Annotated in this window: 20 protein-coding genes and 2 pseudogenes; 10 read left to right on the forward strand and 12 right to left on the reverse strand. The window is 68.6% G+C overall.

Annotated elements, in window-relative coordinates; genetic code table 11:
- The 4 genes and pseudogenes from AruCF_RS29985 to fabI all read left to right on the forward strand — a co-directional run.
- Positions 1-240: pseudogene (locus tag AruCF_RS29985) on the forward strand (hypothetical protein); the annotation flags it as partial.
- Positions 231-1,181: pseudogene (locus AruCF_RS19865) on the forward strand (phosphate acetyltransferase); the annotation flags it as partial. The pseudogenes AruCF_RS29985 and AruCF_RS19865, both read left to right, overlap by 10 nt.
- Positions 1,182-1,258: 77 nt before the next feature.
- Positions 1,259-2,443: an acetate/propionate family kinase gene (locus tag AruCF_RS19870; RefSeq protein ID WP_049075565.1), complete on the forward strand. Its 1,185-nt coding sequence runs from the start codon at positions 1,259-1,261 to the stop codon at positions 2,441-2,443.
- Positions 2,440-3,213 carry an enoyl-ACP reductase FabI gene (gene fabI, locus AruCF_RS19875; RefSeq protein ID WP_049075567.1) on the forward strand — a complete coding sequence of 258 codons (774 nt, stop codon included), beginning with the start codon at positions 2,440-2,442 and terminating at the stop codon, positions 3,211-3,213. Before AruCF_RS19870 ends, fabI begins: the two co-directional genes overlap by 4 nt.
- Positions 3,214-3,316: 103 nt before the next feature.
- On the opposite strand, the gene AruCF_RS19880 is transcribed toward fabI, so the two are convergent.
- Positions 3,317-5,008, reverse strand: a complete 1,692-nt coding sequence (locus tag AruCF_RS19880; RefSeq protein WP_080977469.1) for a SulP family inorganic anion transporter — start codon at positions 5,006-5,008, stop codon at positions 3,317-3,319.
- 305 nt (positions 5,009-5,313) lie between these two features.
- Here AruCF_RS19880 and AruCF_RS19885 point away from each other — a divergent pair, with 305 nt between their 5' ends.
- On the forward strand, positions 5,314-6,294 hold the full coding sequence (locus AruCF_RS19885; protein WP_049075569.1) for a Bug family tripartite tricarboxylate transporter substrate binding protein: 981 nt from the start codon (positions 5,314-5,316) through the stop codon (positions 6,292-6,294).
- A gap of 170 nt (positions 6,295-6,464) precedes the next feature.
- On the opposite strand, the gene AruCF_RS19890 is transcribed toward AruCF_RS19885, so the two are convergent.
- The 3 genes from AruCF_RS19890 to tkt form a co-directional block, all read right to left on the reverse strand.
- On the reverse strand, positions 6,465-7,658 hold the full coding sequence (locus AruCF_RS19890) for a phosphoglycerate kinase (protein WP_049075572.1): 1,194 nt from the start codon (positions 7,656-7,658) through the stop codon (positions 6,465-6,467).
- Positions 7,659-7,756: 98 nt separating this feature from the next.
- Positions 7,757-8,767 carry a type I glyceraldehyde-3-phosphate dehydrogenase gene (gene gap, locus AruCF_RS19895; protein WP_049075573.1) on the reverse strand — a complete coding sequence of 337 codons (1,011 nt, stop codon included), beginning with the start codon at positions 8,765-8,767 and terminating at the stop codon, positions 7,757-7,759.
- A 15-nt stretch (positions 8,768-8,782) separates the two neighbouring features.
- Complete coding sequence (gene tkt / locus AruCF_RS19900; protein ID WP_054501005.1) at positions 8,783-10,819, reverse strand: transketolase; 2,037 nt, start codon at positions 10,817-10,819, stop codon at positions 8,783-8,785.
- A 261-nt stretch (positions 10,820-11,080) separates the two neighbouring features.
- Between tkt and AruCF_RS19905 the strand changes: the two genes are divergently transcribed.
- Both AruCF_RS19905 and AruCF_RS19910 read left to right on the forward strand, forming a co-directional pair.
- A complete protein-coding gene (locus AruCF_RS19905) occupies positions 11,081-11,581 on the forward strand; it encodes a hypothetical protein (RefSeq protein ID WP_049075577.1) in 501 nt (166 codons plus the stop codon).
- Between the two features lie 102 nt (positions 11,582-11,683).
- A complete protein-coding gene (locus AruCF_RS19910) occupies positions 11,684-12,415 on the forward strand; it encodes a 16S rRNA (uracil(1498)-N(3))-methyltransferase (RefSeq protein ID WP_049075579.1) in 732 nt (243 codons plus the stop codon).
- Positions 12,416-12,488: 73 nt separating this feature from the next.
- Here the strand turns inward: AruCF_RS19910 and AruCF_RS19915 are convergent, their stop codons facing one another.
- From AruCF_RS19915 to AruCF_RS19930, 4 genes are all read right to left on the reverse strand, one after another.
- Positions 12,489-12,956 carry a barstar family protein gene (locus tag AruCF_RS19915; protein WP_006385613.1) on the reverse strand — a complete coding sequence of 156 codons (468 nt, stop codon included), beginning with the start codon at positions 12,954-12,956 and terminating at the stop codon, positions 12,489-12,491.
- Positions 12,953-14,188 (reverse strand): patatin-like phospholipase family protein, encoded by a 1,236-nt coding sequence (locus AruCF_RS19920; protein WP_080977470.1) that lies wholly within the window; start codon positions 14,186-14,188, stop codon positions 12,953-12,955. The genes AruCF_RS19915 and AruCF_RS19920 overlap by 4 nt, the downstream gene beginning before the upstream one ends.
- A complete protein-coding gene (locus AruCF_RS19925) occupies positions 14,169-16,457 on the reverse strand; it encodes an NADP-dependent malic enzyme (RefSeq protein ID WP_049075581.1) in 2,289 nt (762 codons plus the stop codon). Before AruCF_RS19925 ends, AruCF_RS19920 begins: the two co-directional genes overlap by 20 nt.
- A gap of 141 nt (positions 16,458-16,598) precedes the next feature.
- On the reverse strand, positions 16,599-17,504 hold the full coding sequence (locus tag AruCF_RS19930) for a hypothetical protein (RefSeq protein ID WP_049075583.1): 906 nt from the start codon (positions 17,502-17,504) through the stop codon (positions 16,599-16,601).
- A 44-nt stretch (positions 17,505-17,548) separates the two neighbouring features.
- Between AruCF_RS19930 and AruCF_RS19935 the strand changes: the two genes are divergently transcribed.
- Together AruCF_RS19935 and AruCF_RS19940 are read left to right on the forward strand one after the other, a co-directional pair.
- Entirely contained in the window at positions 17,549-18,709 is a 1,161-nt protein-coding gene (locus AruCF_RS19935) for a pyridoxal phosphate-dependent aminotransferase (protein ID WP_049075584.1), read from the forward strand.
- A 282-nt stretch (positions 18,710-18,991) separates the two neighbouring features.
- Positions 18,992-20,098 (forward strand): fimbrial protein, encoded by a 1,107-nt coding sequence (locus tag AruCF_RS19940; protein ID WP_049075585.1) that lies wholly within the window; start codon positions 18,992-18,994, stop codon positions 20,096-20,098.
- Between the two features lie 28 nt (positions 20,099-20,126).
- Here the strand turns inward: AruCF_RS19940 and AruCF_RS19945 are convergent, their stop codons facing one another.
- Positions 20,127-20,945, reverse strand: coding sequence for a lytic transglycosylase domain-containing protein (locus tag AruCF_RS19945; protein WP_049075587.1), 819 nt, complete (start codon positions 20,943-20,945; stop codon positions 20,127-20,129).
- An 82-nt stretch (positions 20,946-21,027) separates the two neighbouring features.
- Between AruCF_RS19945 and ubiD the strand changes: the two genes are divergently transcribed.
- Positions 21,028-22,572, forward strand: a complete 1,545-nt coding sequence (ubiD, locus tag AruCF_RS19950; protein WP_049075588.1) for a 4-hydroxy-3-polyprenylbenzoate decarboxylase — start codon at positions 21,028-21,030, stop codon at positions 22,570-22,572.
- A 100-nt stretch (positions 22,573-22,672) separates the two neighbouring features.
- Here the strand turns inward: ubiD and AruCF_RS19955 are convergent, their stop codons facing one another.
- The 3 genes from AruCF_RS19955 to AruCF_RS19965 all read right to left on the reverse strand — a co-directional run bounded on the left by AruCF_RS19955 (position 22,673) and on the right by AruCF_RS19965 (position 23,819).
- Positions 22,673-23,020: a hypothetical protein gene (locus AruCF_RS19955; RefSeq protein WP_049075590.1), complete on the reverse strand. Its 348-nt coding sequence runs from the start codon at positions 23,018-23,020 to the stop codon at positions 22,673-22,675.
- A complete protein-coding gene (locus AruCF_RS19960) occupies positions 23,017-23,433 on the reverse strand; it encodes a phage holin family protein (protein ID WP_049075592.1) in 417 nt (138 codons plus the stop codon). The genes AruCF_RS19955 and AruCF_RS19960 overlap by 4 nt, the downstream gene beginning before the upstream one ends.
- Before the next feature lie 68 nt (positions 23,434-23,501).
- The gene (locus AruCF_RS19965) at positions 23,502-23,819 is read right to left on the reverse strand and encodes an ElaB/YgaM/YqjD family protein (protein WP_049075594.1); all 318 of its coding nucleotides are present in this window, start codon (positions 23,817-23,819) and stop codon (positions 23,502-23,504) included.
- Between the last annotated feature and the right edge of the window lie 68 nt (positions 23,820-23,887).

Raw genomic sequence — 23,887 nt, forward strand, 5'->3', positions numbered from 1 at the left:
CCGTCCAGCGGGGGCAAGCCTGCCGCCAGGAAGCCGGCCGCGGCCAAACGCATTGCCGCGACCTCGGCCGGGGACGCGGCGCCCGCGACTTCCCCCCGCCGCGCCGCCGCTAACCTGGCCGCCGCCAAGTCCACGCCGCAGACTGCCGTCAAGGCTGCCGCGGCTGGAAAAACGGCCGCCAGAAAGCCCGCGCCCGCGCGCGTCCGCAAACCCGCCACCGCCAAGGCCAAACCGGAATGAGCCTGCCCACCTCCACGCACTACGACAAACTAATCGCGCGCGCCCAGACCCTGGCGCCCGCGGCCTGCGCTATCGCCCATCCCTGCGACGAGCCGTCGCTGTCGGCCGCGCTGGAAGCGCGTGACCTGGGCCTGCTGCGTCCCATCCTGGTGGGCCCGGAACACAAGATCCGCGACACGGCCGCGCAGTACAGGCTGAATCTGGGCGATGCCCGCATCGTCGATGCGCCGCACAGCCACGCCGCGGCCGAGACCGCCGTGGCGCTGGTGCGCGGCGGCGAGGCCTCGCTGCTGATGAAGGGCAGCCTGCACACCGACGAGCTGATGCACGAAGTGGTGGCGCGCGCCACCGGGCTGCGCAGCGGCCGCCGCATCAGCCATGTGTTCATCATGGAAGTGCCGACCTACGCCGAGCCGCTGTTCATCACCGACGCGGCCATCAATATCTTCCCGGACCTGGAAACCAAGGCCGACATCATCCGCAACGTGATCGACCTGCACCACGGCCTGGGCCTGGGCGAGCCGCGCGTGGCGATCCTGTCGGCGGTCGAGCAGGTCACGCCCAGCATCCCCAGCACCATCGAGGCCGCCGCGCTGTGCAAGATGGCCGACCGCGGCCAGATCGCCGGCGGCGTGCTGGACGGCCCGTTGGCGCTGGACAACGCCATCAGCCCCGATGCCGCCCGCATCAAGGGCATCCGCTCGCTGGTGGCGGGCGTGGCCCAGGTGCTGGTGGTGCCCGATCTGGAAGCCGGCAACATGCTGGCCAAGAACCTGACCTTCCTGGCCAACGCCGAGGCCGCCGGCATCGTGCTGGGCGCGCGCGTGCCCATCATCCTGACCAGCCGCGCCGACAGCCCGCGCTCGCGCCTGGCGTCGTGCGCGGTGGCGGCGATCTACGCGCACCACCTGGCCACGCAGCAGGCGCGTCCGCTGGCCTAGGGCCGGCCGACAGGCCGTGAATGAGCGGCGGGGCCCCGGCCCTGCCTTGTCCCTTGCATCAAGAGGCGATCGACTCCATGTCCGACACCATTCTCGTCATCAACGCCGGCAGTTCCAGCATCAAGTTCTACCTGTACGACATCGACGGCAAACAGGCGCTGGCGCCGCGCCTGGGCGGCCAGCTCGAAGGCATCGGCACCAGCCATCCGCGCCTGCGGGTGCGCGACGCCGCCGGCCAGACGCTGGTGGAACGCGACATCGCGCCCAGCCACGCGCCCGATGTGCCCAACGGCCAGGAGGTGGTCGGCACCTGGCTTAGCGGTCACCTGGGCGGCGCGCCGCTGGCGGTGGGCCATCGCGTGGTGCACGGCGGCCCCGACCTGGCCGAGCCGGTGCTGATCGATGACGCCATCCTCGCCAAACTGGACACCTTCACGCCGCTGGCGCCGCTGCACCAGCCCAACAACCTGGCGCCGATCCGCGTGATCCGCGAGCGGCGCCCGTGGATTCCCCAGGTGGCCTGCTTCGACACCGCGTTCCACCGCAGCCATTCGGACGTGGCCGACCGCTACGCCCTGCCCGAGCATCTGTACCAGCAGGGCGTGCGGCGCTATGGCTTTCACGGCCTGTCGTACGAATACATCGCGCAGCGGCTGCGCCAGGCGCTGCCCGAGATCGCCATGGGCAGGATCATCGCGGCGCACCTGGGTTCGGGCGTGTCGGCCTGCGCCATGCACCAGGGCAAGAGCGTCGACAGCACCATGGGCTTCACCGCGCTCGAAGGCCTGCCGATGGGCACGCGGCCGGGCCGGCTGGATGCCGGCGTGGTGCTGTGGATGATGGAACAGGGCATGTCGCACGACGACATCGAGCACGTGCTGTACCACGACTGCGGCATGAAGGGCCTGTCGGGCATCAGCAACGACATGCGCGAGCTGCTGGCCAGCGACGCGCCGTCGGCCAGGCTGGCGCTGAAGTACTTCGCCTGGCGCGTGGCCGAAGGCATGATCGGCCTGGGTTGCGCCATGAACGGCATCGACGCCATCGTCTTCACCGCCGGCGTCGGCGAAAACTCGGCCGAGATCCGCCAGGCCATCAGCGAGCATTGGGGCTGGCTCGGCATCAAGCTCGACCCCGACCGCAACGCGCATCACGGGCCGCGCATTTCCAGCGACGACAGCCGCATCGGCGTGTACGTGGTGCGCACCAATGAAGAGCTGATCATCGCCCAACACACCCTGGCCCTGGTGAAACAACGATGAGCGCCGCCCTCCCTCTTGCCGGCAAGCGCGGCCTGGTCACCGGCATCGCCAACGCCGACTCCATCGCCTGGGGCTGCGCCAAGGCGTTCCGCGCCATGGGCGCGGAACTGGCCGTGACCTACCTGAACGACAAGGCCCGCCCGCACGTCGAGCCGCTGGCGCGCCAGGTGGACGCGTCCCTGCTGATGCCGCTGGACCTGCTGCGCGAGGGCGAGCTGGAGGCGGTGTTCGAGCGCATCGCCGCCGAATGGGGCGGCCTGGATTTCGTGCTGCATTCCATCGCCTACGCCCCGCGCGACGACCTGCACGGCCGCGTCACGGACTGCTCGCGCGCCGGCTTCCTGACGGCCATGGATGTGTCGTGCTGGTCGTTCATCCGCATGGCCAAGCTGGCAGAGCCGCTGATGCCCGGCGGGGGCGCGCTGTTCTGCATGAGCTACTACGGCTCGCAGATGGTGGTCGAACACTACAACATGATGGGTCCCGTGAAGGCCGCGCTGGAATCGGCCACCCGCTACCTGGCGGCCGAACTCGGCCCGCAGGGCATCCGCGTGCATGCGATTTCACCCGGGCCGCTCAAGACCCGCGCGGCCTCGGGCATCGCCGAATTCGACGCGCTGCTCGACCGCGCCCAGGCCAAGGCGCCGGCGCGCAGCCTGGTCTCCATCGACGACGTCGGCGAAGCCACCGCCTGGCTCGCCACCGACGCCGCCCGCCGCATGACCGGGCAAACGCTGTACATCGACGGCGGCTATCACATCATCGATTGAGGCCGCGCCACGGCGCACGCGGTGGCGCGACGAGGCCGGGTAGCGCCCCCGGATCGGCGCGGGCGGCGGCCCAACGCGGCGGCGACCTCGCCCGCCAGAACGTTCAGGACAGCGTGGCCGGCGCCGGCCCCTGGCGCCAGCGCTCGATCGCCTCGACCGCCTGTTCGGGCGAAGGGAAGATCTTGTCGCGGCCGATGCGCTCGGCCAGGCCCGAGCGCTCAAGCGCCATGCGGAACTGCCCGTGGCCGCCGGCCACCAACAGCACCATGCCGCGGTCGCGCAGCTCGCGCCGCAGTTCGTACAACGCTTCGATGGCGTCGGCGTCGGCCTGCGTCATGGCCTCGGCGTCAAGCACGAACCAGGTGATGTCGCCAGCCTGCTCGATGATCTCGCGCGCGCGGCGCCGGAACGCATCCGCATTGAAGAACCACACCGACGATTCGAACAGCCAGATCACCGCGCCGGGCACCGGCTGCGCCTGCGGGTTCAGGTGCATCTTGCCCAGCACCGATTCGCCCGGCAGGCGGCCCAGCAGGGCATCGCGCGGGTTGCCGGAAACATACATGGCGTACAGCAGCGTGGCGCCGACCGACACCGCCACGCCCTGCAGCACGCCGAAACCCACCACGCCGACGGCCGCCAGGATGCCGAAGGCCAGCTCGATGCGTGAAATGCGCGCCAGCCGCATGAAGGCCTGGCCGTCGAACAGGCTGGCGGCCGCCAGCAGCAGGATCGCCGACAGCACCGCCTGCGGCAGCCAATAGAGCGGCGCGCTCAGCAGGCCCACCACGACGGCCAGCGCCACCGCCGCGCTCACGCCCACCAATGGCGACGAGCCGCCCGCGGCCAGGCCCACCGCCGTGCGCGAATCGGCCCCCGTCACCACGAAGCCCTGGAACAGTCCGGCCGCCACGTTGGCCGCGCCGAAGCCGACCAGTTCCCGGTTCGGATCGACGTGTTCGCCGGTGCGCGCGGCGAAGCTGCGCGCGGTCACGATGCCGCTGGAAAAACTCACCACCAGCACGCCCGCCGCGCCCAGCAGGATGTTGTCCACGCCGTCGAGCCGCACGGGCAGCCGCAGCGCCGGTAGGCCCGCCGGCACCTCGCCCACCACCGCGATGCCAAGGCTGGGAAAATCGAACAGCCACGACAGCAGACAGGCGCCCACCACCAGCATGATCGGCCCCGGCCAGGTCGGCCGCCAGCGCTTGATCGCCACCAGCAGCAGGCACGACGCCAGCCCCAGGCACAACGTCGGAATGCGGATTTCCGACACGCGCCGCGACAGCTCCAGGAACGGATGCACCAGCCCGCTGTTGCGCAGCCCCACGCCGGTCAGGCCGCTCAGTTGCGACAGCGCCAGCGTCACCGCCACGCCCGCCATGTAGCCGATCAGCACCGGCCGCGACAGCAGGTTGGCCAGCACGCCCAGGCGCAGCACCCGCGCAATCAGGCAGCCCGCCCCGACCGTCAGCGCGATGCTGGTCGCCGCCGCCAGGCGGTCTTCGGGCGTGGTCAGCGCCATGCCCGTCAGGGTGGCCGCGATCAGGGTGCAGGTGGCCGTGTCCGGCCCCACGATCAGCGTGCGCGACGACCCGAACAGCGCGTACCCCAGCATGCCCGCGATGGCCGCCCACAGCCCCGCCACGGGCGGCACGCCCATCATCGCGGCGTAGGCCAGCCCCACCGGCAGCGCCACCGCGGCCACGCTCAGGCCCGCGGCGATGTCGCGGCCGGCGGACTCCCGGGTGATGCCCCGGAAATTGTTCAGGCCAGGGAGAAATCGTAGATTCATGGGACTGCGGGGCAGAGGAACAAAGGGGGAAGGAAACCGCGGCGCGGACGAGCGCCAAGCCTACACCAGTCTACGTTCCTGAAACCGCGGGTAAATCAAACGGTGCCGCTGTGCCGCCGTGCCTGGACTCGGACCATCATTCCAAAAAGGAATGAAATTCCTTAAATATTTATCCCTTTTTATCAAGGAAGGGATTGCGTAGAGTGCTGGACACAACAAACGCGGCCCCCAGCCGCCCCGAAGCCGCCCGCGCGGCCCTCGGACAACAGCGCGGCCGCTCGCCGGACCGCGCATCAGGAGACTCCATGCCCCACGCCTTCCTGCGCCGCGCCGCGAGCGCGCTCGCCCTGGCCGCGTTCGCCGCCGTTCCCGCCCTGTCGCACGCCCAGGCCTACCCTGAACGCCCCATCAAGCTGGTGGTGCCGTGGCCTCCCGGGGGCGCCACCGACGCCTTGGGCCGGATGCTGGCCCAGCGCCTGACCGAACGCCTGGGCCAGACCGTCATCGTCGACAACAAGGCCGGCGCCGGCGGCAACATCGGCACCGCCGCGTTCGTGCGCGAGAAACCCGATGGCTACACCCTGCTGGTCGCCACCAGTTCGACCAACGCCGCCAACCCGCACCTGTACGCGCGCCTGGGTTTCGATCCGGTCAAGGATTTCACGCCGGTGGCCTTCGTCGCCGAGATCCCCAACATCCTCGAAGTGCCCAAGCAGTCGCCCTACCAGTCCGTGCGGCAGCTGGTCGACGCCGCCAAGGCCGCGCCCGGCAAGCTCAACTACGGTTCGGGTGGCGTGGGATCGTCGCAGCACCTGGCCGGCGCCATGTTCAAGGCCCGCACCGGCGTCGACATCCTGCACATTCCCTACAAAGGCAGCGGCCCCGCGGTCTCCGACCTGCTCGCGGGCCAGGTCGACATGATGATCGACACCGGCTCGCTGGCCCAGGTCCAGGCCGGCGCCCTGCGCGCCCTCGCGGTCGCCTCGCGCCAGCGCCTGCCCGCCCTGCCGAACGTGCCCACCTTCGCCGAAGCCGGTGTCAGCGACATGTATGCCTCGGCCTGGTACGGCATCGTCGCCCCCGCCGGCACGCCCGATGACGTCGTCGCGCGCCTGAACCGCGACATCAACGCCATCACCGCCGACCCCGCCATGCGCCAGCGCATGGAATCCATGGGCGCCATCGTCCCCGCCGGCCAGACGCCCGCCGAGTTCGGCGCGTTCATGCGCGCCGAGATCGATCGCTACGCCGGCATCGTGAAACTGTCGGGCGCGAAGATGGAATAAGCGCCACCCGACCGCGCCGCTGCGCAACACGGCGGCCGCATTTCGTGGCCGTGGCGATCCGTACGCCCCATCGACCCGCGTCCCCGCGGGCGACGGCCGACAGTATGATCCCGGGTCCACGAAAAAAGCCGCTCCAAAAGGAGCGGCTTTTCCTCGTGCGGGCGGAAAGACTACTTGGCCCGCTCTTGCAGCACGGCCACCGCCGGCAGGGTCTTGCCTTCCAGGAACTCCAGGAACGCGCCGCCGCCAGTCGAGATGTAGCCGACCTGCTCGCCGATGCCGTACTTGGCGATCGCGGCCAGCGTGTCGCCGCCGCCCGCGATCGAGAAGCCCTCGGAATCCGCGATCGCCTGCGCCACCACCTTGGTGCCGTTGGCGAACTGGTCGAACTCGAACACGCCGACCGGACCGTTCCAGACGATGGTGCCGGCCTGCTTGAGGATCTCGGCCAATTGCTGCGCGGTCTGCGGGCCGATGTCCAGGATCATGTCGTCGGCGGCGACTTCATCGGCCGCCTTCACGGTGGCCTCGGCGTCCGCGCCGAACGCCTTGGCGCACACCACGTCCACCGGGATCGGCACATCCGCGCCGCGCTGCTTCATCAGCTCGATCACGGCGCGCGCCTGCTCCACCTGGTCCGGCTCGGCCAGCGACTTGCCGATCGGCAGCCCGGCGGCCAGCATGAAGGTGTTGGCGATGCCGCCGCCCACCACCAGCTGGTCGACCTTGTCGGCCAGCGATTGCAGGATCGACAGCTTGGTCGACACCTTGGAGCCGCCAACGATCGCCACCAGCGGACGCTTCGGCTCGTGCAGCGCGCGGCCCAGCGCGTCCAGCTCGGCCTCCAGCAGCGGACCGGCGCAGGCCACCGGCGCGAAGCGCGCGATGCCGTGCGTGGTGGCCTCGGCGCGATGCGCCGTGCCGAAGGCGTCATTGACGTAGACGTCGCACAGCGCCGCCATCTTGCGCGACAGCGCCTCGTCGTCCTTCTTCTCGCCGACGTTGACGCGGCAGTTTTCCAGCAGCACCACCAGGCCCGGCTCGACCTTGACGCCGTCGACCCAGTCCCGCACCAGCGGCACGGGCATGCCCAACAGTTCGGACAGGCGCTGGCCGACCTTGGCCAGCGAATCGGCCTCGGTCAGCACGCCCTCTTTCGGGCGGCCCAGGTGCGAGGTGACCATCACCGCGGCGCCAGCGTCCAGCGCCAGGCGGATGCCGGGCACCGAGGCGCGGATGCGGGTGTCTTCGGAAATGCGGCCGGCGTCATCGAACGGCACGTTCAGATCGGCGCGGATGAACACGCGCTTGCCGGACAGGGCGCCGGCCTTGGCCAGCGCGGACAGGGTATTGACCTTGGACATAATGCTTTGCGTCTCCTAGAGTTGGCGAACGAAGGGGACGAACCCGCTTTCCGCCGTGGCGGAAAACCTGTTCGTCCCCTTCGGTTCGACAGCGATGCTTACTTGGCCGACATCAGCGCGACGGTGGTGTCGAGCATGCGGTTCGAGAAGCCCCACTCGTTGTCGTACCAGGACGAAACCTTGACCAGGCGGCCCGAGACCTTGGTCAGCGACGCGTCAACGGTGCTGGAGGCCGGGTTGTGGTTGTAGTCCACCGAGACCAGGGGTTCGGTGTTGTAGTCCAGGATGCCCTTGAGCTCGCCTTCCGAGGCGGCCTTCAGGATGCTGTTCACTTCCTCGACGGTCGTGTCGCGCTTGGCCACGAAGGACAGGTCGACGATCGACACGTTGATGGTCGGGACGCGGATGGCGTAGCCGTCCAGCTTGCCGTTCAGTTCCGGCAGCACCAGGCCGACCGCGGCGGCGGCGCCGGTCTTGGTCGGGATCATGCTCATGGTGGCCGAACGGGCGCGGCGCAGGTCTTCGTGGTAGACGTCGGTCAGGACCTGGTCGTTGGTGTAGGCGTGGACGGTCGTCATCAGGCCGTTTTCCAGGCCCAGCTTGTCGTTCAGCGGCTTGACCAGCGGGGCCAGGCAGTTGGTGGTGCACGACGCGTTCGAGATGACGGTGTCGGTCGACTTCAGCACGCCGTGGTTGACGCCGTAGACGACGGTGGCGTCAACGTCCTTGCCGCCCGGGGCCGAGATGATGACCTTCTTGGCGCCGCCCTTGATGTGCGCGCCGGCCTTTTCCTTGGTGGTGAAAAAGCCCGTGCATTCCAGCACCACGTCGACCTTCAGCTCGCCCCACGGCAGTTCGGCCGGGTTGCGGTTGGCCAGCACGCGGATCTTGTCGCCGTTGACGACCATGTACTCGCCGTCGACTTCGACGGTGCCCGGGAACTTGCCGTGGGCGGTGTCGTAGCGGGTCAGGTGGGCGTTGGTCTTGGGATCGCCCAGGTCGTTGATGGCGACGATTTCGATATCGTGCTTCTTGCCACCTTCATAGTGGGCACGCAGGATGTTGCGGCCGATGCGACCGTAACCGTTGATGGCGACGCGAATGGTCATGACTAGGCTCCTTTTTTACAGAACTTGCTTGACGGTCTCGGCCACCTTGTCGGCGGTCAGCCCGAAGAACTTGAACAGCGCACCCGCCGGGGCCGATTCGCCGTAGCGGTCGATGCCGACCACGGCGCCTTCCAGGCCCACGTACTTGTGCCAGAAGGCGGTCACGCCGGCCTCGACGGCCACGCGCGGCAGCCCCTTGGGCAGCACCGATTGCTTCCAGGCGGCGTCCTGCTTGTCGAACACGTCGGTGCTCGGCATGGACACCACGCGCACCGCGATGCCTTCCTTGGCCAGCTGGGCTTGCGCGTCCAGGGCGATGGCGACTTCGGAACCGGTGGCGATGATCACGGCGCGGGCGCCGTCGGCGTCGCGCAGCACGTAGCCGCCGCGGGCGATGGCGTCCACGGTGGCGGCGTCGCGTTGCACGAACGGCAGGTTCTGGCGCGACAGCAACAGTGCCGTCGGGCCGCCGTCATGCACGTCCATGCCGATGCTGGCCGGGCGCGTCACGGCGGCGTTCCAGGCCACGGCGGTTTCGGCCGTGTCGCAGGGACGCCAGAGCGACAGGTTGGGGATCAGGCGCAGGCTGGCGGCGTGTTCGATCGACTGGTGGGTCGGGCCGTCTTCGCCCAGGCCGATGGAGTCGTGCGTGAACACGTGCACCACGCGCTGCTTCATCAGCGCGGCCATGCGGATGGCGTTGCGCGAGTAGTCGGAGAACGTCAGGAAGGTGCCGCCGAACGGCAGGTAGCCGCCATGCAGGGCCACGCCGTTCATGATGGCGGCCATGCCGAATTCGCGCACGCCGTAGTTGATGTGGCGGCCGAACTGGATGCCCTTGTCGCCGGCGCGCACCGCGCCCACGCCCTTCCAGTCGGTGAAATTGGAGCCGGTCAGGTCGGCCGAGCCGCCCAGCATTTCCGGCAGCGCGGCGGCCAGCGCCGTGATCGCGAACTGCGAAGCCTTGCGGGTGGCGACGGTTTCGGCCTTTTCCAGCGTGGCGTTCAGGAACGCCTTGAATTGGTCGGCGTAGCCGGCGGGCAGCTCGCCCTTCATGCGGCGGGTGAACTCGGCGGCCTCGGCCGGGAATTCGGCGGCGTAGGCGTCGAACGCCGACTGCCATTCCGCCTGCGCGGCGGCGCCGGTCTTGCGGCCGTCCCAGCCATCGTAGACGTCCTGCGGGATCTGGAACGGCTCGGCCGACCAGCCCAGCGCGGCGCGGGTGGCGGCGATCTCGTCCTTGCCCAGCGGGGCGCCGTGCACGTTGTGGGTGCCGGCCATGTTGGGCGAACCCTTGCCGATGACGGTGCGGCACACGATCAGCGTGGGCTTTTCCGATTGCGCGCGGGCGGCCTTGATGGCGGCGTCCACCGCGGCGGCGTCGTGGCCGTCGATGCCGCGGATGACGTTCCAGCCGTAGCCCTCGAAGCGCTTGGCGGTGTCGTCGGCGAACCAGTGCTCGACGTGGCCGTCGATCGAGATGCCGTTGTCGTCATACAGCACCACCAGCTTGGACAGCTTGAGCGTGCCGGCCAGCGAGCACACTTCGTGCGAGATGCCTTCCATCAGGCAGCCGTCGCCGGTGAAGGCGTAGGTGTGGTGATCGACGATGGTGTGGCCGGGCTTGTTGAACTCGGCGGCCAGCAGCGCTTCGGCCAGCGCCATGCCGACGGCGTTGCCCAGGCCCTGGCCCAGCGGGCCGGTGGTGGTTTCCACGCCCGGCGTGATGCCCACTTCGGGGTGGCCCGGCGTCTTGGAATGCAGTTGGCGGAAGTTCTTCAGTTCTTCGATCGGCAGGTCGTAGCCGGTCAGGTGCAGCAGCGCGTAGATCAGCATCGAGCCGTGGCCGTTGGACAGCACGAAGCGGTCGCGGTTGGCCCAGGCGGGATCCTTGGGATTGTGGCGCAGGTTGCCGATCCAGAGGGCCTGGGCGATTTCCGCCATGCCCATGGGAGCGCCCGGGTGCCCGGAGTTCGCTTGTTGCACGGCATCCATCGCGAGGGCGCGGATGGCATCCGCCAAGGCAAGTTTAGGGGCGGTCGGATTGCTCATTCGGAAGGCTCTTTGAGGCTGGCGCGCCCACGCAGGAAATGGGGGCCAGTTGAGTAGGTTGCGAAGCAGACGATTTTAACACCTGGGGATGGCCGGGCCGGTGGCGGGTGGCGGGGTCCGCCAGATGGACGATGGCCCGCCGCGGAATCGCGGTAGCCCCCAGGGGGGAGACAGCCATGTCATGGCGTAGTTGCCACAATTGCGGCGGGGCGGTCCGAGATTCATGATGGCCTGGCACAGCCCTATGTCGGAATCCGTATCATGATTGCCATGTTGAGCTTCACCATTCCCGCCGCCGGCATCCTGGCCCTGCGCAACGCGCTCGGCGAGGAACGCGCCATCGCGGTGGCGCAGGCGCTGGAACACGCCCGCCTGCAGGGCGAGGCCGACCTGCTCAAGCGCTCGCAGGACGAAGCGCGCGCCGAGCTCCAGGCCTATGCCCTGTCGCGCGCCGACTTCGCCCGCGAACGCGCCGAGCTCGAACGCGACATCGCCAGGCGCGCCGCCCAGGAACAATTCGACAGACTCGTCGAAATCGTCGCGCAATTGCCCACCCGCGAGGAACTCAAGCAATTGCCCACCCGCGAAGAACTCAAGCGTTTCGCCACCCACGAAGATCTGGCCGAGGTGCGCCACGACCTGCTGCGGCTGGACAAGAAAATGACCGTGGGCTTCCTGACCCTGCTGACGCTGCAACTGGCGTCCAGCGCCCCCAACCTGATCGACTGGGGCATCAAAATGGTAGGCTACGCGCTCAGGTGACGGGGCCACGGCCCCCCCAGAGCCGCCGGGCAGCCGCCCGGTGCCGCGCCCCGGGCCTGCGCCCGGTCCCTCGTCCGTCTTCCGTACGCCACCGCAACATCCATGTCCGCACCTCGCTTCTTCTGCGACGCTCCCCTGTCCCCCGGCGCCCGCATCGCCCTGCCGGAGGCCCTGGCGCACCACGCCATCCGGGTGCTGCGGCTGCGCGCGGGGGAAACCCTGGCACTGTTCAACGGCCAGGGCGGCGAATACCCGGCGGTGCTGGAAATCGAGGGCAAGGCCGGCTTCGCCCAGCTGGGCGCGTTCGACCCGCGCGAAGCCGAGCTGGCCGGCCGCATCACCCTGGTACAGGGCCTGCCCGCCGGCGACAAGATGGACTGGGTGGTGGAAAAAGCCGTGGAGCTGGGCGCCGCCCGGCTCTGTCCCATCGCCGCGCAGCGCAGCGTGCTGCAACTGGCCGGCCCGCGGCTCGAAAAGCGGGTGGCCCACTGGCAGCGTATCGCGCAGTCGGCCGCCGAACAGTGCGGCCGCAACCGGCTGATGGCGGTCGACGCCCCCGTGACGCTGGCCGACTGGCTGGCCCTCCCGGCCGACGGCCTGCGCCTGCTGTGTCATCCGGACGCCGATGCCGACCTGGCCGGCCGGCTCGGCGCCACGCCGAACCTGCAATCGTTGACGCTGCTGGTCGGCCCCGAAGGGGGCTGGTCGGAAAAGGAACTGGCGCAGGCGCGCGAGGCGGGCGTCCAGGCCGTCAGGTTCGGCCCGCGCGTGCTGCGCACGGAAACGGCGGGATTGGCGTTGATTTCAGCGGCCGGCGCCTTGCTCGGCTGGTGATCGGCGTCCCGCCCCGGGACATGACAGGCAGATGACCCACGGGCCGGCGGCGCAAGCGCCCCTGCCAGGACCTTCAGTCGTTCTCGCCGTAGGGCGCGGCGGCCACGCCGGGTTCCGGGTCCGGGTGCTTGCCCGCGTGCTCCACCACATACGCAAACGTGCGGCCATTCTCATGGGCGAATTCGGCGGCGTCGGCGCACACCGACTCGATACGGGCGGCGTCTTCCTCCAGCGCCGGGTCGCCGGAATGCAACTTGTACAGCCACAGCACCACGCCCGTCTTGTGATCCAGCACGGTATCGCACAGGCAGTCGTAGAGCGCGTCGAGGTTGCCGCCGAAATACTCGGGGAAGTCCACCGCCTTGACGATGGCGCGCAGCACCGCGGAGCGGCTGCGGGCCGGGTCGCAATTGGCCACAAACAGTGCCAGGCCGAGCTCATGCGCGGCGTCGACCACGGCCTTTTTGTCCAGCCCGTCATGGGCCAGCGCTCCACCTCGCTTCAATTGCTTGTGCAGGGTAGATTGGGCATTGCGCGTCATGCCTGTGCCTCCTTGAAAAAGGCGATCACTTCATCGTTACGCTGCATCGTATCGGCATAACCCAGTTCGATCAATCGCTTGGTGTAGCTGGACTCGAACAACAGGTAGGACATCAGCGCCCCGCCCCCCGGACGGCTTGGGTCGGACGATACACCGAGTACGCGGAAAAGCGCACGGGCCTGGGGCGGCATATCGTCCAGGTGCTCCAGCGCCAGGGAATCCAGGGAGCGGCTCGGGGTAATCGTCAGCACCTGGATGCGGCGCACGGCGACCGGCTCGCCGTCCTCCCGGGGAACTACCTGGTCGACCAGGTAGTTCATCCGTTCCAGGCGTTCGACGTCCATCGACAGTCCGTCCAGGAAAATGCTGGACAGGGCGTGGCCGCCGACCTGGGCCAGGGAGGGGTATGGCGGCGATTCCTCGCGATGCTCCGGATGGGTGTCGTCGCGAAAACCGGTGCCGATCACCAGCACCCGGTGGGCGCCCAGGTGGATGGCGGGGCTGATCGGCGCCAGCTGCCGCATGGAGCCATCGCCGCACCACTCACCCTTGCCATGCACCGTGATCTGCCTGGCTGGAAAGACGAAGGGAATGGCGGACGACGCCATCAGGTGGTCGACCGTGATCGGCGTGGGGATGGCCAGCCGCAGGTAGCGGTGCCAGGGCTCGATCGGCGTATGTGCCTGGTAGAAAGTCAGGTGCTCGCCGCTGGTGTAGCCCGAGGCCGTGATGGCCAGCGCCGACAAGGCGCCGTTCTCCAGGCTGGACTGCAGGTGGCCGAAGTCCAGCACCCGGCCCAGCAGCGCCTGCATCGGGCTGTTGTCCAGCAGCGACTGCGGCCGCTTGCGCGTCAGGCCGGAATACATCCACCCCAGCGACAGCAGGCCCAGCCAGCGCACGCCGGTGCGGATCAGGCCGGGCGCGTCGGCCCGGTAGATCATGTCGGTATTGAGCGACGACCACAGGCGGCGGATGCGCCTCACCCCCAGGTGCGGCCGCTCGGCCCGGCAGGCCAGCGCGGCGGCGTTGATGGCGCCGGCGGACATGCCGCAGATGATGTCGAAGGGATTCTTGAAACGCGAATGCCAGTCGGGGTCCAGCAGCTCCATGATGGCGCTGAGCACGCCGACCTGGTAGGCGGCGCGGGCGCCGCCCCCGGTCAGGACCAGGCCGGTCGGCGTGCGCGGGCACGCCGGACCGCCATTGGTGACTTCAACGTGGCGTATTGGCATCGACCACAGTCATCGCGGTCATGTTGACGATGCGGCGCACGGTCGAGCTGGAGGTCAGGATGTGCACCGGCGCGTTGGCGCCCAGCAGGAACGGGCCCACCGCGACGTTGCCGCCGGCCGCCGTCTTGAGCAGGTTGTAGGCGATGTTGCCGGCATCCACGTTCGGGCACACCAGCAGATTGGCCTCGCCCTTGAGCGTCGAGGACGGCAGGATGCGCAGGCGCAGCGCCTCGTCCAGCGCGCAGTCGCCGTGCATCTCGCCGTCGATCTCCAGCTCCGGCTCGGCTTGGCGCACCAGTTCCAGCGCGCGGCGCATCTTGGCGCCCGAGGCCGAGCTGCCCGAGCCGAAGTTCGAGCGCGACAGCAGCGCCACCTTGGGCGCCAGGAACATGCGCTGCATTTCCTTGGCGGCGGCGATGGTGAACTCGGCGATCTGCTCGGCAGTAGGTTCGTCGTTGACGTGCGTATCCACCAGCACCACCGTGCGCTCGTTGAGCAGCAGGATGTTCATGGCGGCGTAGACGTTGCGGCCCGGCCGGCGGCCGATCACTTCGTCGATGAAGCGCAGGTGGTCGTGATAGGCGCCGACCGAACCGCAGACCATGCCGTCGGCATCGCCCAGGTGCACCATCATCGCGCCGATCAGGGTCATGCGGCGGCGCATTTCCACGCGCGCCATTTCCTTGGTGATGCCACGGCGGCACATGCGTTCCCAGTACGTGGTCCAGTACTGGTGGAAGCGCTCGTCGTATTCCGGGTTGGTGACCTCGACGTCTTCACCCAGACGCAGGCGCAGGCCCAGCTTCTCGATGCGGGTCAGCAGCACCGACGGGCGGCCCACCAGGATGGGACGGGCCAGGCCTTCGTCCACCACCACCTGCACCGCGCGCAGCACGCGCTCGTCCTCGCCTTCGGCGAACACGATGCGGGCCGGACCGCCCTCGCGCACGATGCGCTTGGCCGCCGAGAACAGCGGCTTCATGAAGGCGCCGGAGTGGTAGACGAACTGCTGCAGCTGCTCTTCGTAGGCTTCCAGGTCGGCCAGCGGGCGCGTGGCCACGCCGCCTTCCATGGCGGCCTTGGCCACCGCCGGCGCGATGCGCACGATCAGGCGCGGATCGAAGGGCTTGGGAATCAGGTACTCGGGGCCGAACGAGATATCGAAGGTGCCATAGGCGGCCGCCACCACTTCGTTCTGCTCTTCCTCGGCCAGTTCGGCGATGGCGTAGACCGCCGCCTTTTCCATCTCGCGCGTGATGGTCGTCGCGCCCACGTCCAGCGCGCCGCGGAAGATGTACGGGAAGCACAGCACGTTGTTGACCTGGTTCGGGTAGTCCGAACGGCCCGTTGCCATCACCACGTCGTCGCGCACGGAATGGGCGAGTTCGGGCAGGATTTCCGGCGTGGGATTGGCCAGCGCCAGGATCAGCGGACGCGGCCCCATCTTGGCCACCATCTCGGGCTTGAGCACGCCGCCGGCCGACAGGCCCAGGAACACGTCCGCGCCCTCGATCACTTCGGCCAGCTTGCGGGCGTCGGTCTTTTGCGCGAAGCGCGCCTTGTCAGGGTCCATCAAGGTGGTGCGGCCTTCGTACACCACGCCCTCGATGTCGGTGACCCAGATGTTTTCCAGCGGCAAGCCCAGGTCCACCATCAGGTCCAGACAGGCCAGCGCGGCCGCGCCGGCGCCGGAGGTCACCACCTTGACCTTGTCGATGTCCTTGCCCACCACCTTCAGGCCGTTGATGAAGGCCGCCGACACACAGATGGCGGTGCCGTGCTGGTCATCGTGAAAGACGGGGATCTTCATGCGCTCGCGCAGCTTGCGCTCGACCGTGAAGCATTCCGGCGCCTTGATGTCTTCCAGGTTGATGCCGCCGAAGGTGGCTTCCAGGCCGGCGATGATCTCGACCAGCTTGTCCGGGTCGGTTTCGTTGATCTCGATGTCGAACACGTCCAGGCCGGCGAACTTCTTGAACAGCACCGCCTTGCCTTCCATCACCGGCTTGGAGGCCAGCGCGCCGATGTTGCCCAGGCCCAGCACCGCGGTGCCGTTGGTGATCACGCCCACCAGATTGCCGCGCGCGGTGTAGCGGAACACGTTGGCCGGGTCCGCCACGATTTCCTCACAGGCCGCCGCCACGCCGGGCGAGTACGCCAGGGCCAGATCGCGTTGGTTGGTGAGCTGCTTGGTCGGGGTGACCGAGATTTTGCCGGGACGGCCGTGCTCGTGGTATTCAAGGGCGGCTTTGCGGAGGTTGGCATCCATAGGGGCGGCTACTGGCTAGAGTGAGGAACACGAAAGGGGGCAATTCTATTCCGATGGCGGACGGGGCGAAACGTTCCCTGCGGGCGCCGCCGGGGCGCACCGCCCGCAAGCCCCGGGCGCGCCGCCCATCTTACCCCCGGCTTACAAATTGTCGCCATCCGGGCGCGCCGCCAATTCGGGAAAACGCCCATGGGGGTCGAACAGGGCCTTGATCCGCGCCTGCAAGGCGGCGGTCGACCGCCCGGCTGCGACCGCCGTGGCGTCGGCCTGAGCCGCCGTCGGCGCCGCGCCCACGCCCAGCGTCACCCCCTGGACCCAGGCCAGCGTGCCGCCATGTCCCAACAACAGGTGCGCCAGGTTGACGCTGGCCGGCGCCTGCGGCGCCAGGGCGTCGAGCCGATAGCGCGCGGCCCAGCGATCCGCGACGCGGCAGGCGGCGGCCAGTTCGCCCCCCGCCAACTGGAACAGCGCCGGCACCAGCCGCTGCACCGTGGCCGACCGCAGCGGCTGCACATCGTCGGCGCCAAAGGGCCCCAGGGTTTCCTCCACGCCGTCGGCCAGCAACAGATCGACGGTCAGCACACCCGAGTCGGCGCCGCGCCCCGCCGGCCAGATCGCGGGGGCCGCCAGCCATTGCGCCAGCGTCATGGCGCCGGGCAGCCCGTCGAACTGCCGCAGGCCAGCCTGGGCCAGGGCCGCCACCGGCACGCCCGGCTGGGCGCGCCAGCGCGGAACCGGGCCGGACAGGCGCGCCAGCGTCGCCAGTCGGCCGGGGTCGATCCACAGCAGCGGCCCGTTCACCGGCTCGAACGGGCCCGGCGCCTCGTCCAGCGCCATCACCACGCCGTACTCGGCGCACAGCGCGCGGGCGTGGACGACGTCGGCCTCGCGCTGCGGCGCCAGCACGGCACGCGGCCCCTCGCCCGGCGCCTCGCCCTGGTCCCGCACCGCCCCGTGGCACAGCAGCGCGAGTCGTTGCAGGAAAGTGGCCCAAGGGGTCTGGACCGGCCGTCGGCCCAGGAGGAAAGCGCGCCGCGATGGCTGCATGACTACAATTCCTTTTTCCGCTTCAAGTAGCCTTCGAGATTCCGATGCCCCGCCTTGCCGCCCGTACCAACGATTTCCTGACCTTCCAGGTGGTTGAACTGTTCAAGCAGGCGCAAGCGCTGCAGGCGGCGGGCAAGGACATCATCAGCCTGGGCATCGGCGAACCGGACTTTACCGCGCCGCCCCAGGTCGTGGAAGCGCTGCAGCGCGCGGCCCAGGCTGGCCAGAGCGGCTACAGCGCGCCCGCCGGCCTGATGCCGCTGCGCGAGGCCATCGCCCGGTTCTACCACGAACAGTTCGGCGCCGCGATCGATCCGCGCCGCGTCATCGTCACGGCCGGGGCCTCGGGCGCCCTGACCCTGGCCTGCGCCGCCCTGGTCAACCCGGGCGCGGAAGTGCTGATGCCGGACCCCTCGTATCCCGCCAACAGCAACTTCGTGCTCGCTGCCGGCGGCCGGCCGCGCCTGATCCCCAGTTCCGCGGACAAGCGCTTCCAGCTGTCCGCGCAGGATGTGGCCCGGCACTGGACCGAGGCCACCCAGGGCGTGCTGGTGGCGTCGCCCAGCAATCCCACCGGCACCTCCATCGACCACGGTGAACTGTCCAGGCTGCTGGCCGAGGTACGCGCCCGCCAGGGCTTCGCCATCGTCGACGAGATCTACCTGGGCCTGTCCTACGAAGGCCAGCCGCGCTCCGCGCTGACGCTGGACGACGACATCATCGTCATCAACAGCTTCTCGAAGTACTTCCACATGACCGGCTGGCGCCTGGGCTGGATGATCGTGCCCGAGGCCATGGTGGCGCCGGTCGAGAAGATCGCCGGCAGCCTGGCCATCTGCGCCCCCACGCTGGCGCAGCACGCCGCCCTGGCCTGCTTCACGCCGGACGCCCTGCGCACCTTCGAACACCGCCGCGAAGCCTTCAGGCAGCGCCGCGACTACCTGCTGCCCGAGTTCGAACGCCTCGGCCTGAAGGTGCCGGTCAAGCCGGACGGCGCCTTCTACATCTACGCCGACATCAGCGAATTCGACACCGACAGCGCCAGCTTCTCGCAGCGCCTGCTGCTGGAAGCCGGCATCGCCGCCGTGCCCGGCCTGGATTTCGGCCCCGCCCATGGCCATCACACCATGCGCTTCTCCTACGCCACCGGGCTGGACCGTCTGGAAGAAGCCGTGGCCCGCCTGGGCAAGCTGCTGGGCCGCTGACGCGCGGCCACGCCTGGCGAAGAATTAACGTCCGGATCATCATCGCCGGGCACACTCGCCGGCGCCACGCATTCCCGCGTTGAGCGCCGCTGTGAAGCCACAGCCATGGCCAGGCCGTCGTCCCGGCCGCCGACATGGCCCGGACACAATAGCCGAGCCTATGGCGGCGCGGCATTTGCCTAGTCCGCCCACCTATATTCCCTGGAGTCTTTCCCGCGACCCGACCGAGGCCGGGTTGCGGGCAGCCGCGCGGCCGGACCGCGCCCATTCAGGAGTCAATGCATGATCAAGCGGATTGCGACGAGGGTCCGCCGCCCGCGGCATGGCGCGCTGGCGGTGGCGGGATGGCTCGCCGCCTGTCTGCTGCCCGTGGCGGCCCACGCGCTGGGCCCGGGATGCCAACTCGACCCGACGCGGGCCGGCAACTACATACAGGACATGGGGGCGCAAGCGGCGCCCGGCCAATTCGCGCCAACGCTCCTGACGTTGGACAAGTCCAATCCGCCAGGCACGGTCGTCTACGATGCCCCTTTGCCGCCCGTACCTTGGGTGTGCATCAGCGGCAGCGCGAGTATGGCGCCTTTCCTGGTGTCTGGGGGCAACATGGCCTCGGTACTGAACGAGTTGCACAAGGTCGGCCTGAAACTCGTCATCCAGATCAATGGTTACCCGGCCTGGGAACCCACGGGCAGCACCACCGATGACCGATTCCGCTTGAGCGCCGAGCAATACGCCCCCAAGTCCGCGACCGACCCCACGCTCACGGCGACAGGGGTGCTGCTCGGCAAGTTGCAACTGGTCACCGTGACGCCTCCGACCAAGCCTGTCAGGGCCTTCTTCCCCGCGTACAGCGACCTGGTCAGGATGCATTACGCATTCATCAATACAAATCACATCGCGATCGGCTCCAGCAACGCAACGGCCATAAGCCTGGTCCCGACTTGCATCGCGAAAATCTCGACGCCCGGTTCGGTCTACCTGGGCAGGGCCTACAGCCTGGGCAATCTGCCGCTGCCGCCACCGACGCCATTCTCCATCGTCGCGGATTTCGACGAAGCCTGCGATGGCGGCTTCCACATCGCCGACCTGGACAACATGGTGGTTCCGCTGCAGATCAAGTTCCAGCCCGAAGGCAGCCCGGTGCTGACGTCCAACGGCCAGAACATCGAGTTGAAAAACACCGATGGCACGCCGAACGGGCTTGCACTGCAAGTCAAGGAAAACGGCGCCATTCCGATCGCCTTCAATGAATGGCGCCCGACCGAGTCACTGACTACCACGCTGCGTCCCAGGAGCCTGTACTACTCGGCGGAACTGATGAAGACCGGCGCGGCAGTGGTGCCGGGGACGTTCAGCCAACAAATCACGATACTCGTGACCTTCCGCTGATCCCCGGTCCGCCTATGGGCCTGCCGGATCAATCGCGCGCCAGCGCGATCCCCGACGCCAGCGCCAGGCGCCGGCGCTCGGCCTGCACCTTGGCGCCGTAGCCGTTGTCGTCCGGCCCGGTCGAGCCGACATAGCAGGCCAGGCCGCCATCGACCGAACCGCGCCGGTTGATGCAGTCCTTCAGGATGGTGGCGCCCACGGCGATATTGGCGCCGGGGTCCAGGGGGTTCTTGCCCACCGCGTCGAACTTGTCCTGGTGCACGCTGGTCATCACCTGCATCAGCCCCTGCGCGCCGACATGGCTCTCGGCCAGCGGGTTGTAGCGCGACTCGATGGCGATGACGGCCAGCAGCAGCAGCGGATCCAGCTGCTTCTCGCGGCCCACCTTGTACACGGTGTTCAAGAGCGGGCCGGTCGCGTCATAGGCGACCTTGTACTTGCGCGAGATATAGTTACGCAACGCCTCGGCCTGCGGGCCGGTGGCGACCATGGCGGGCTTCTTGGGCGTCGCCGGCGCGGCGCGGGCAGGCCCCAGCATGCCGGTCGCATTGCTGGAAGGCGCGGTGGGCACGGCCATGGCAATCGCCGACGAGGAGTCGGCGCCGAACTCGGACCCGGCTTCGGTTTCGATGCCAGGCTGCATGGATGAAGGCGCGAGGGCGGTCAACAAGGCTTTGTGCACTTGCAATGCCTGGTCGCGCAAACCAGGCAGGGCGAATCCCATGCTTACCGTCACGATCACCGCGATGCCCAGGTAGACGGAGCAGATGCGCAGCGATTCGGCAAGATATTGGTGCACTCCTTGGGCCATGTTCCTGAACAGGCTGGCCACTGACGCATCGGGCATGAAAACCTCCTGCGTTAAAAAGAGGGAGTCAATGTTAACCTCTCTTTCTCCCCAAGATGTAACCAAATAGCCGGGATCTGTAGTGAAATACCGCGACCTTAGAGACTTCCTCGCTCAACTCGAACGCATGGGCGAGCTCAAACGCATCGCCGCGCCGGTCTCGACGCGCCTGGAAATGACCGAGATTTCCGACCGCGTGCTGCGCGCCGAGGGCCCTGCCCTGCTGTTCGAAAAAGCGCGGCACGACGGCAAGCCGGCCGAGATGCCGGTGCTGGCCAACCTGTTCGGCACGCCCTCGCGGGTGGCGCGCGGCATGGGCGCCGACGACGTCAGCGCGCTGCGCGACATCGGCGAACTGCTGGCTTCGCTGCGCGAGCCCGAGGCGCCCAAGGGCCTGCGCGACGCGCTGGCCAAGGTGTCGATGCTGAAGTCGGCGCTGTGGGACATGAGCCCCAAGAACGTCAAGAGCCCGGCCTGCCAGGAGATCGTCTGGGAAGGCAAGGACGTGGACCTGACGCGCCTGCCGATCCAGACCTGCTGGCCAGGCGACGTGGCGCCGCTGTTGACCTGGGGCCTGGTGATCACGCGCGGCCCCAACGCCCGCCGCCAGAACCTGGGCATCTACCGCCAGCAGTTGCTGGGCCCGAACAAGCTCATCATGCGCTGGCTGTCGCACCGCGGCGGCGCGCTCGATTTCCGTGACCACGCGCTGGCGCATCCGGGCACGCCCTTCCCCATCGCCGTGGCGCTGGGCGCCGACCCGGCCACCACGCTGGGCGCGGTCACCCCGGTGCCGGACAGCCTGTCCGAATACCAGTTCGCCGGCCTGCTGCGCGGCTCGCGCACCGAGGTGGCACAGGCGCTGGGCAGCAACCTGTCGGTGCCGGCCTGGGCCGAGATCGTGCTGGAAGGCCACCTGCTGCCGTCGTCGGATCCGCGCGCCATCGCCCCGGTGGTGCCGGACGGCGTCAACCCGCCGCCCAACAGCGACTACGAGATGGCGCTGGAAGGCCCCTACGGCGACCACACCGGTTACTACAACGAGCAGGACTGGTTCCCGGTGTTCACGGTCGAGCGCATCACCATGCGCCGCAACCCCATCTACCACTCGACCTACACCGGCAAGCCGCCCGACGAGCCCGCCGTGCTGGGCGTGGCGCTCAACGAGGTGTTCGTGCCGCTGCTGCGGCGCCAGTTGCCCGAGATCGTCGACTTCTACCTGCCGCCCGAGGGCTGTAGCTACCGCCTGGCGGTGGTGTCGATCCGCAAGCAGTACGCCGGCCACGCCAAGCGCGTCATGTTCGGGCTGTGGAGCATCCTGCGCCAGTTCATGTACACCAAGTTCATCGTGGTCGTGGACGAGGACATCAATCCGCGCGACTGGAAGGAAGTGGTGTGGGCCATGACCACGCGCATGGACCCGGTGCGCGACACGCTGCTGGTCGAAAACACGCCCATCGACTACCTGGACTTCGCCTCGCCGGTGTCGGGCCTGGGCGGCAAGATGGGCCTGGACGCCACCAACAAATGGCCGGGCGAGACCCAGCGTGAATGGGGCACGCCCATCACCATGGACGCCGACGTCAAGAAGCGGGTGGACGACATCTGGGGGCAATTGGGGCTGTAGGCCGGCGGCGCGGACGGTCGCGCTGGCCGCGTTGCCCGCCCCCCCAAAAAAATCCCGCCGGAGACGGCGGGATTTTTTTGGGGGGGCGCGAAGACCGGAATCAGACGTCGTCGCGCGAATCGCGCCAGAGCTTGAACAGCTGCCAGCCCACCAGCGCGCCGCCGGCCAGCTTGAGCAGCTTGGACTTGCCGCCGCCCCGCATGAACATCGCCGACAACGACGAGCTGATGATGGGATAGCGCCGCGCCAGGCCGATGGCCTGCATGGCCCAGCGCGAGGCGCCGCCGGACGCGAGCCCTGGCAGGAAACTCTTGAGCAGCGCGGCCGGCTCGAGCCTGCGCCCGGTGGACACGATGCCCTGGGCCAGCGACTCGCGCTCGATCGCGGCGCGGGCGCGCAGCAGTTCGATGCGTACGGCGCGGTCGACAGTGGGAGACCTTTTCGTCATGACAAGTCCTCCTGGCGCCGCTGCGCGCGGTCATCGTCCTGTGCGTCGCGCACCCGTTCGAGCAGCTCGGCGTCACGGCCCAGTTCTTCCAGCGTGGCCGCGAACGGCGGCGGTCCGTAGACCAGGCCGTGGCGCACCACCAGCAGCAACACCACGCCGACCACCAGATAGAAGGCCGCCAGCAGGCCCAGGGCCAGGTAGCGGTCTTCGGTAGGCCAGAACGCCACCGCGATCGTGATGGTGAACACCAGCACCGCCAGCGTCAGGAACAGCAAGGCGGCGAACGCCATGCCCAGCAGCTTGAGCAGGCGCGCTTTTTCGCCCGCCGCTTCCAGTGCCAGCAGTTCCAGGCGCGTGCGCATCAGCCCGACCAGGCTGGACGCCACGCCAAACACAGATTTGCGTAGACCCATGGCAAGAAGGACACCGGGCGGGCGAGCCGGCATGACGCCGGCGCCGCCCGCCCGGAGGTCCCGCCTTGTCAGCGGCGGCTGATCAGCAAGCCGAGCAGCAGGCCGGTCACGCCTGCGATGCCGATGGCTTGCCAGGGATTGTCGTGCACGTAGTCATCGGTGGCGCGGGCAGCCTTGCGACCGCGTTCGAGCACCGCGTCCTGGGCTTCATACAGGGCTTCGCGGGTGCGCTTGAGCGAGGTCATGGCGCGTTCGCGCAATTCGGCGGCCTTGTCGCCGGTGCTGCCGGCGGCTTCGCGCAGCAGGCTCTCGGCGTCGTTCAGGCTGGTCTTGACACTGTCGATCAGTTTTTCTTTTGCGACGTCTTCGGATTTTCTCGTGGCCATTTTTTGAGCTCCTGTAGTGTGTCTATGACGAAACCATCATACCAGCCGTCCCGCGCGGGTCCAGGCCG

Source organism: Achromobacter ruhlandii (assembly GCF_002082135.1).
GTDB classification, from domain to species: domain Bacteria; phylum Pseudomonadota; class Gammaproteobacteria; order Burkholderiales; family Burkholderiaceae_B; genus Achromobacter; species Achromobacter ruhlandii.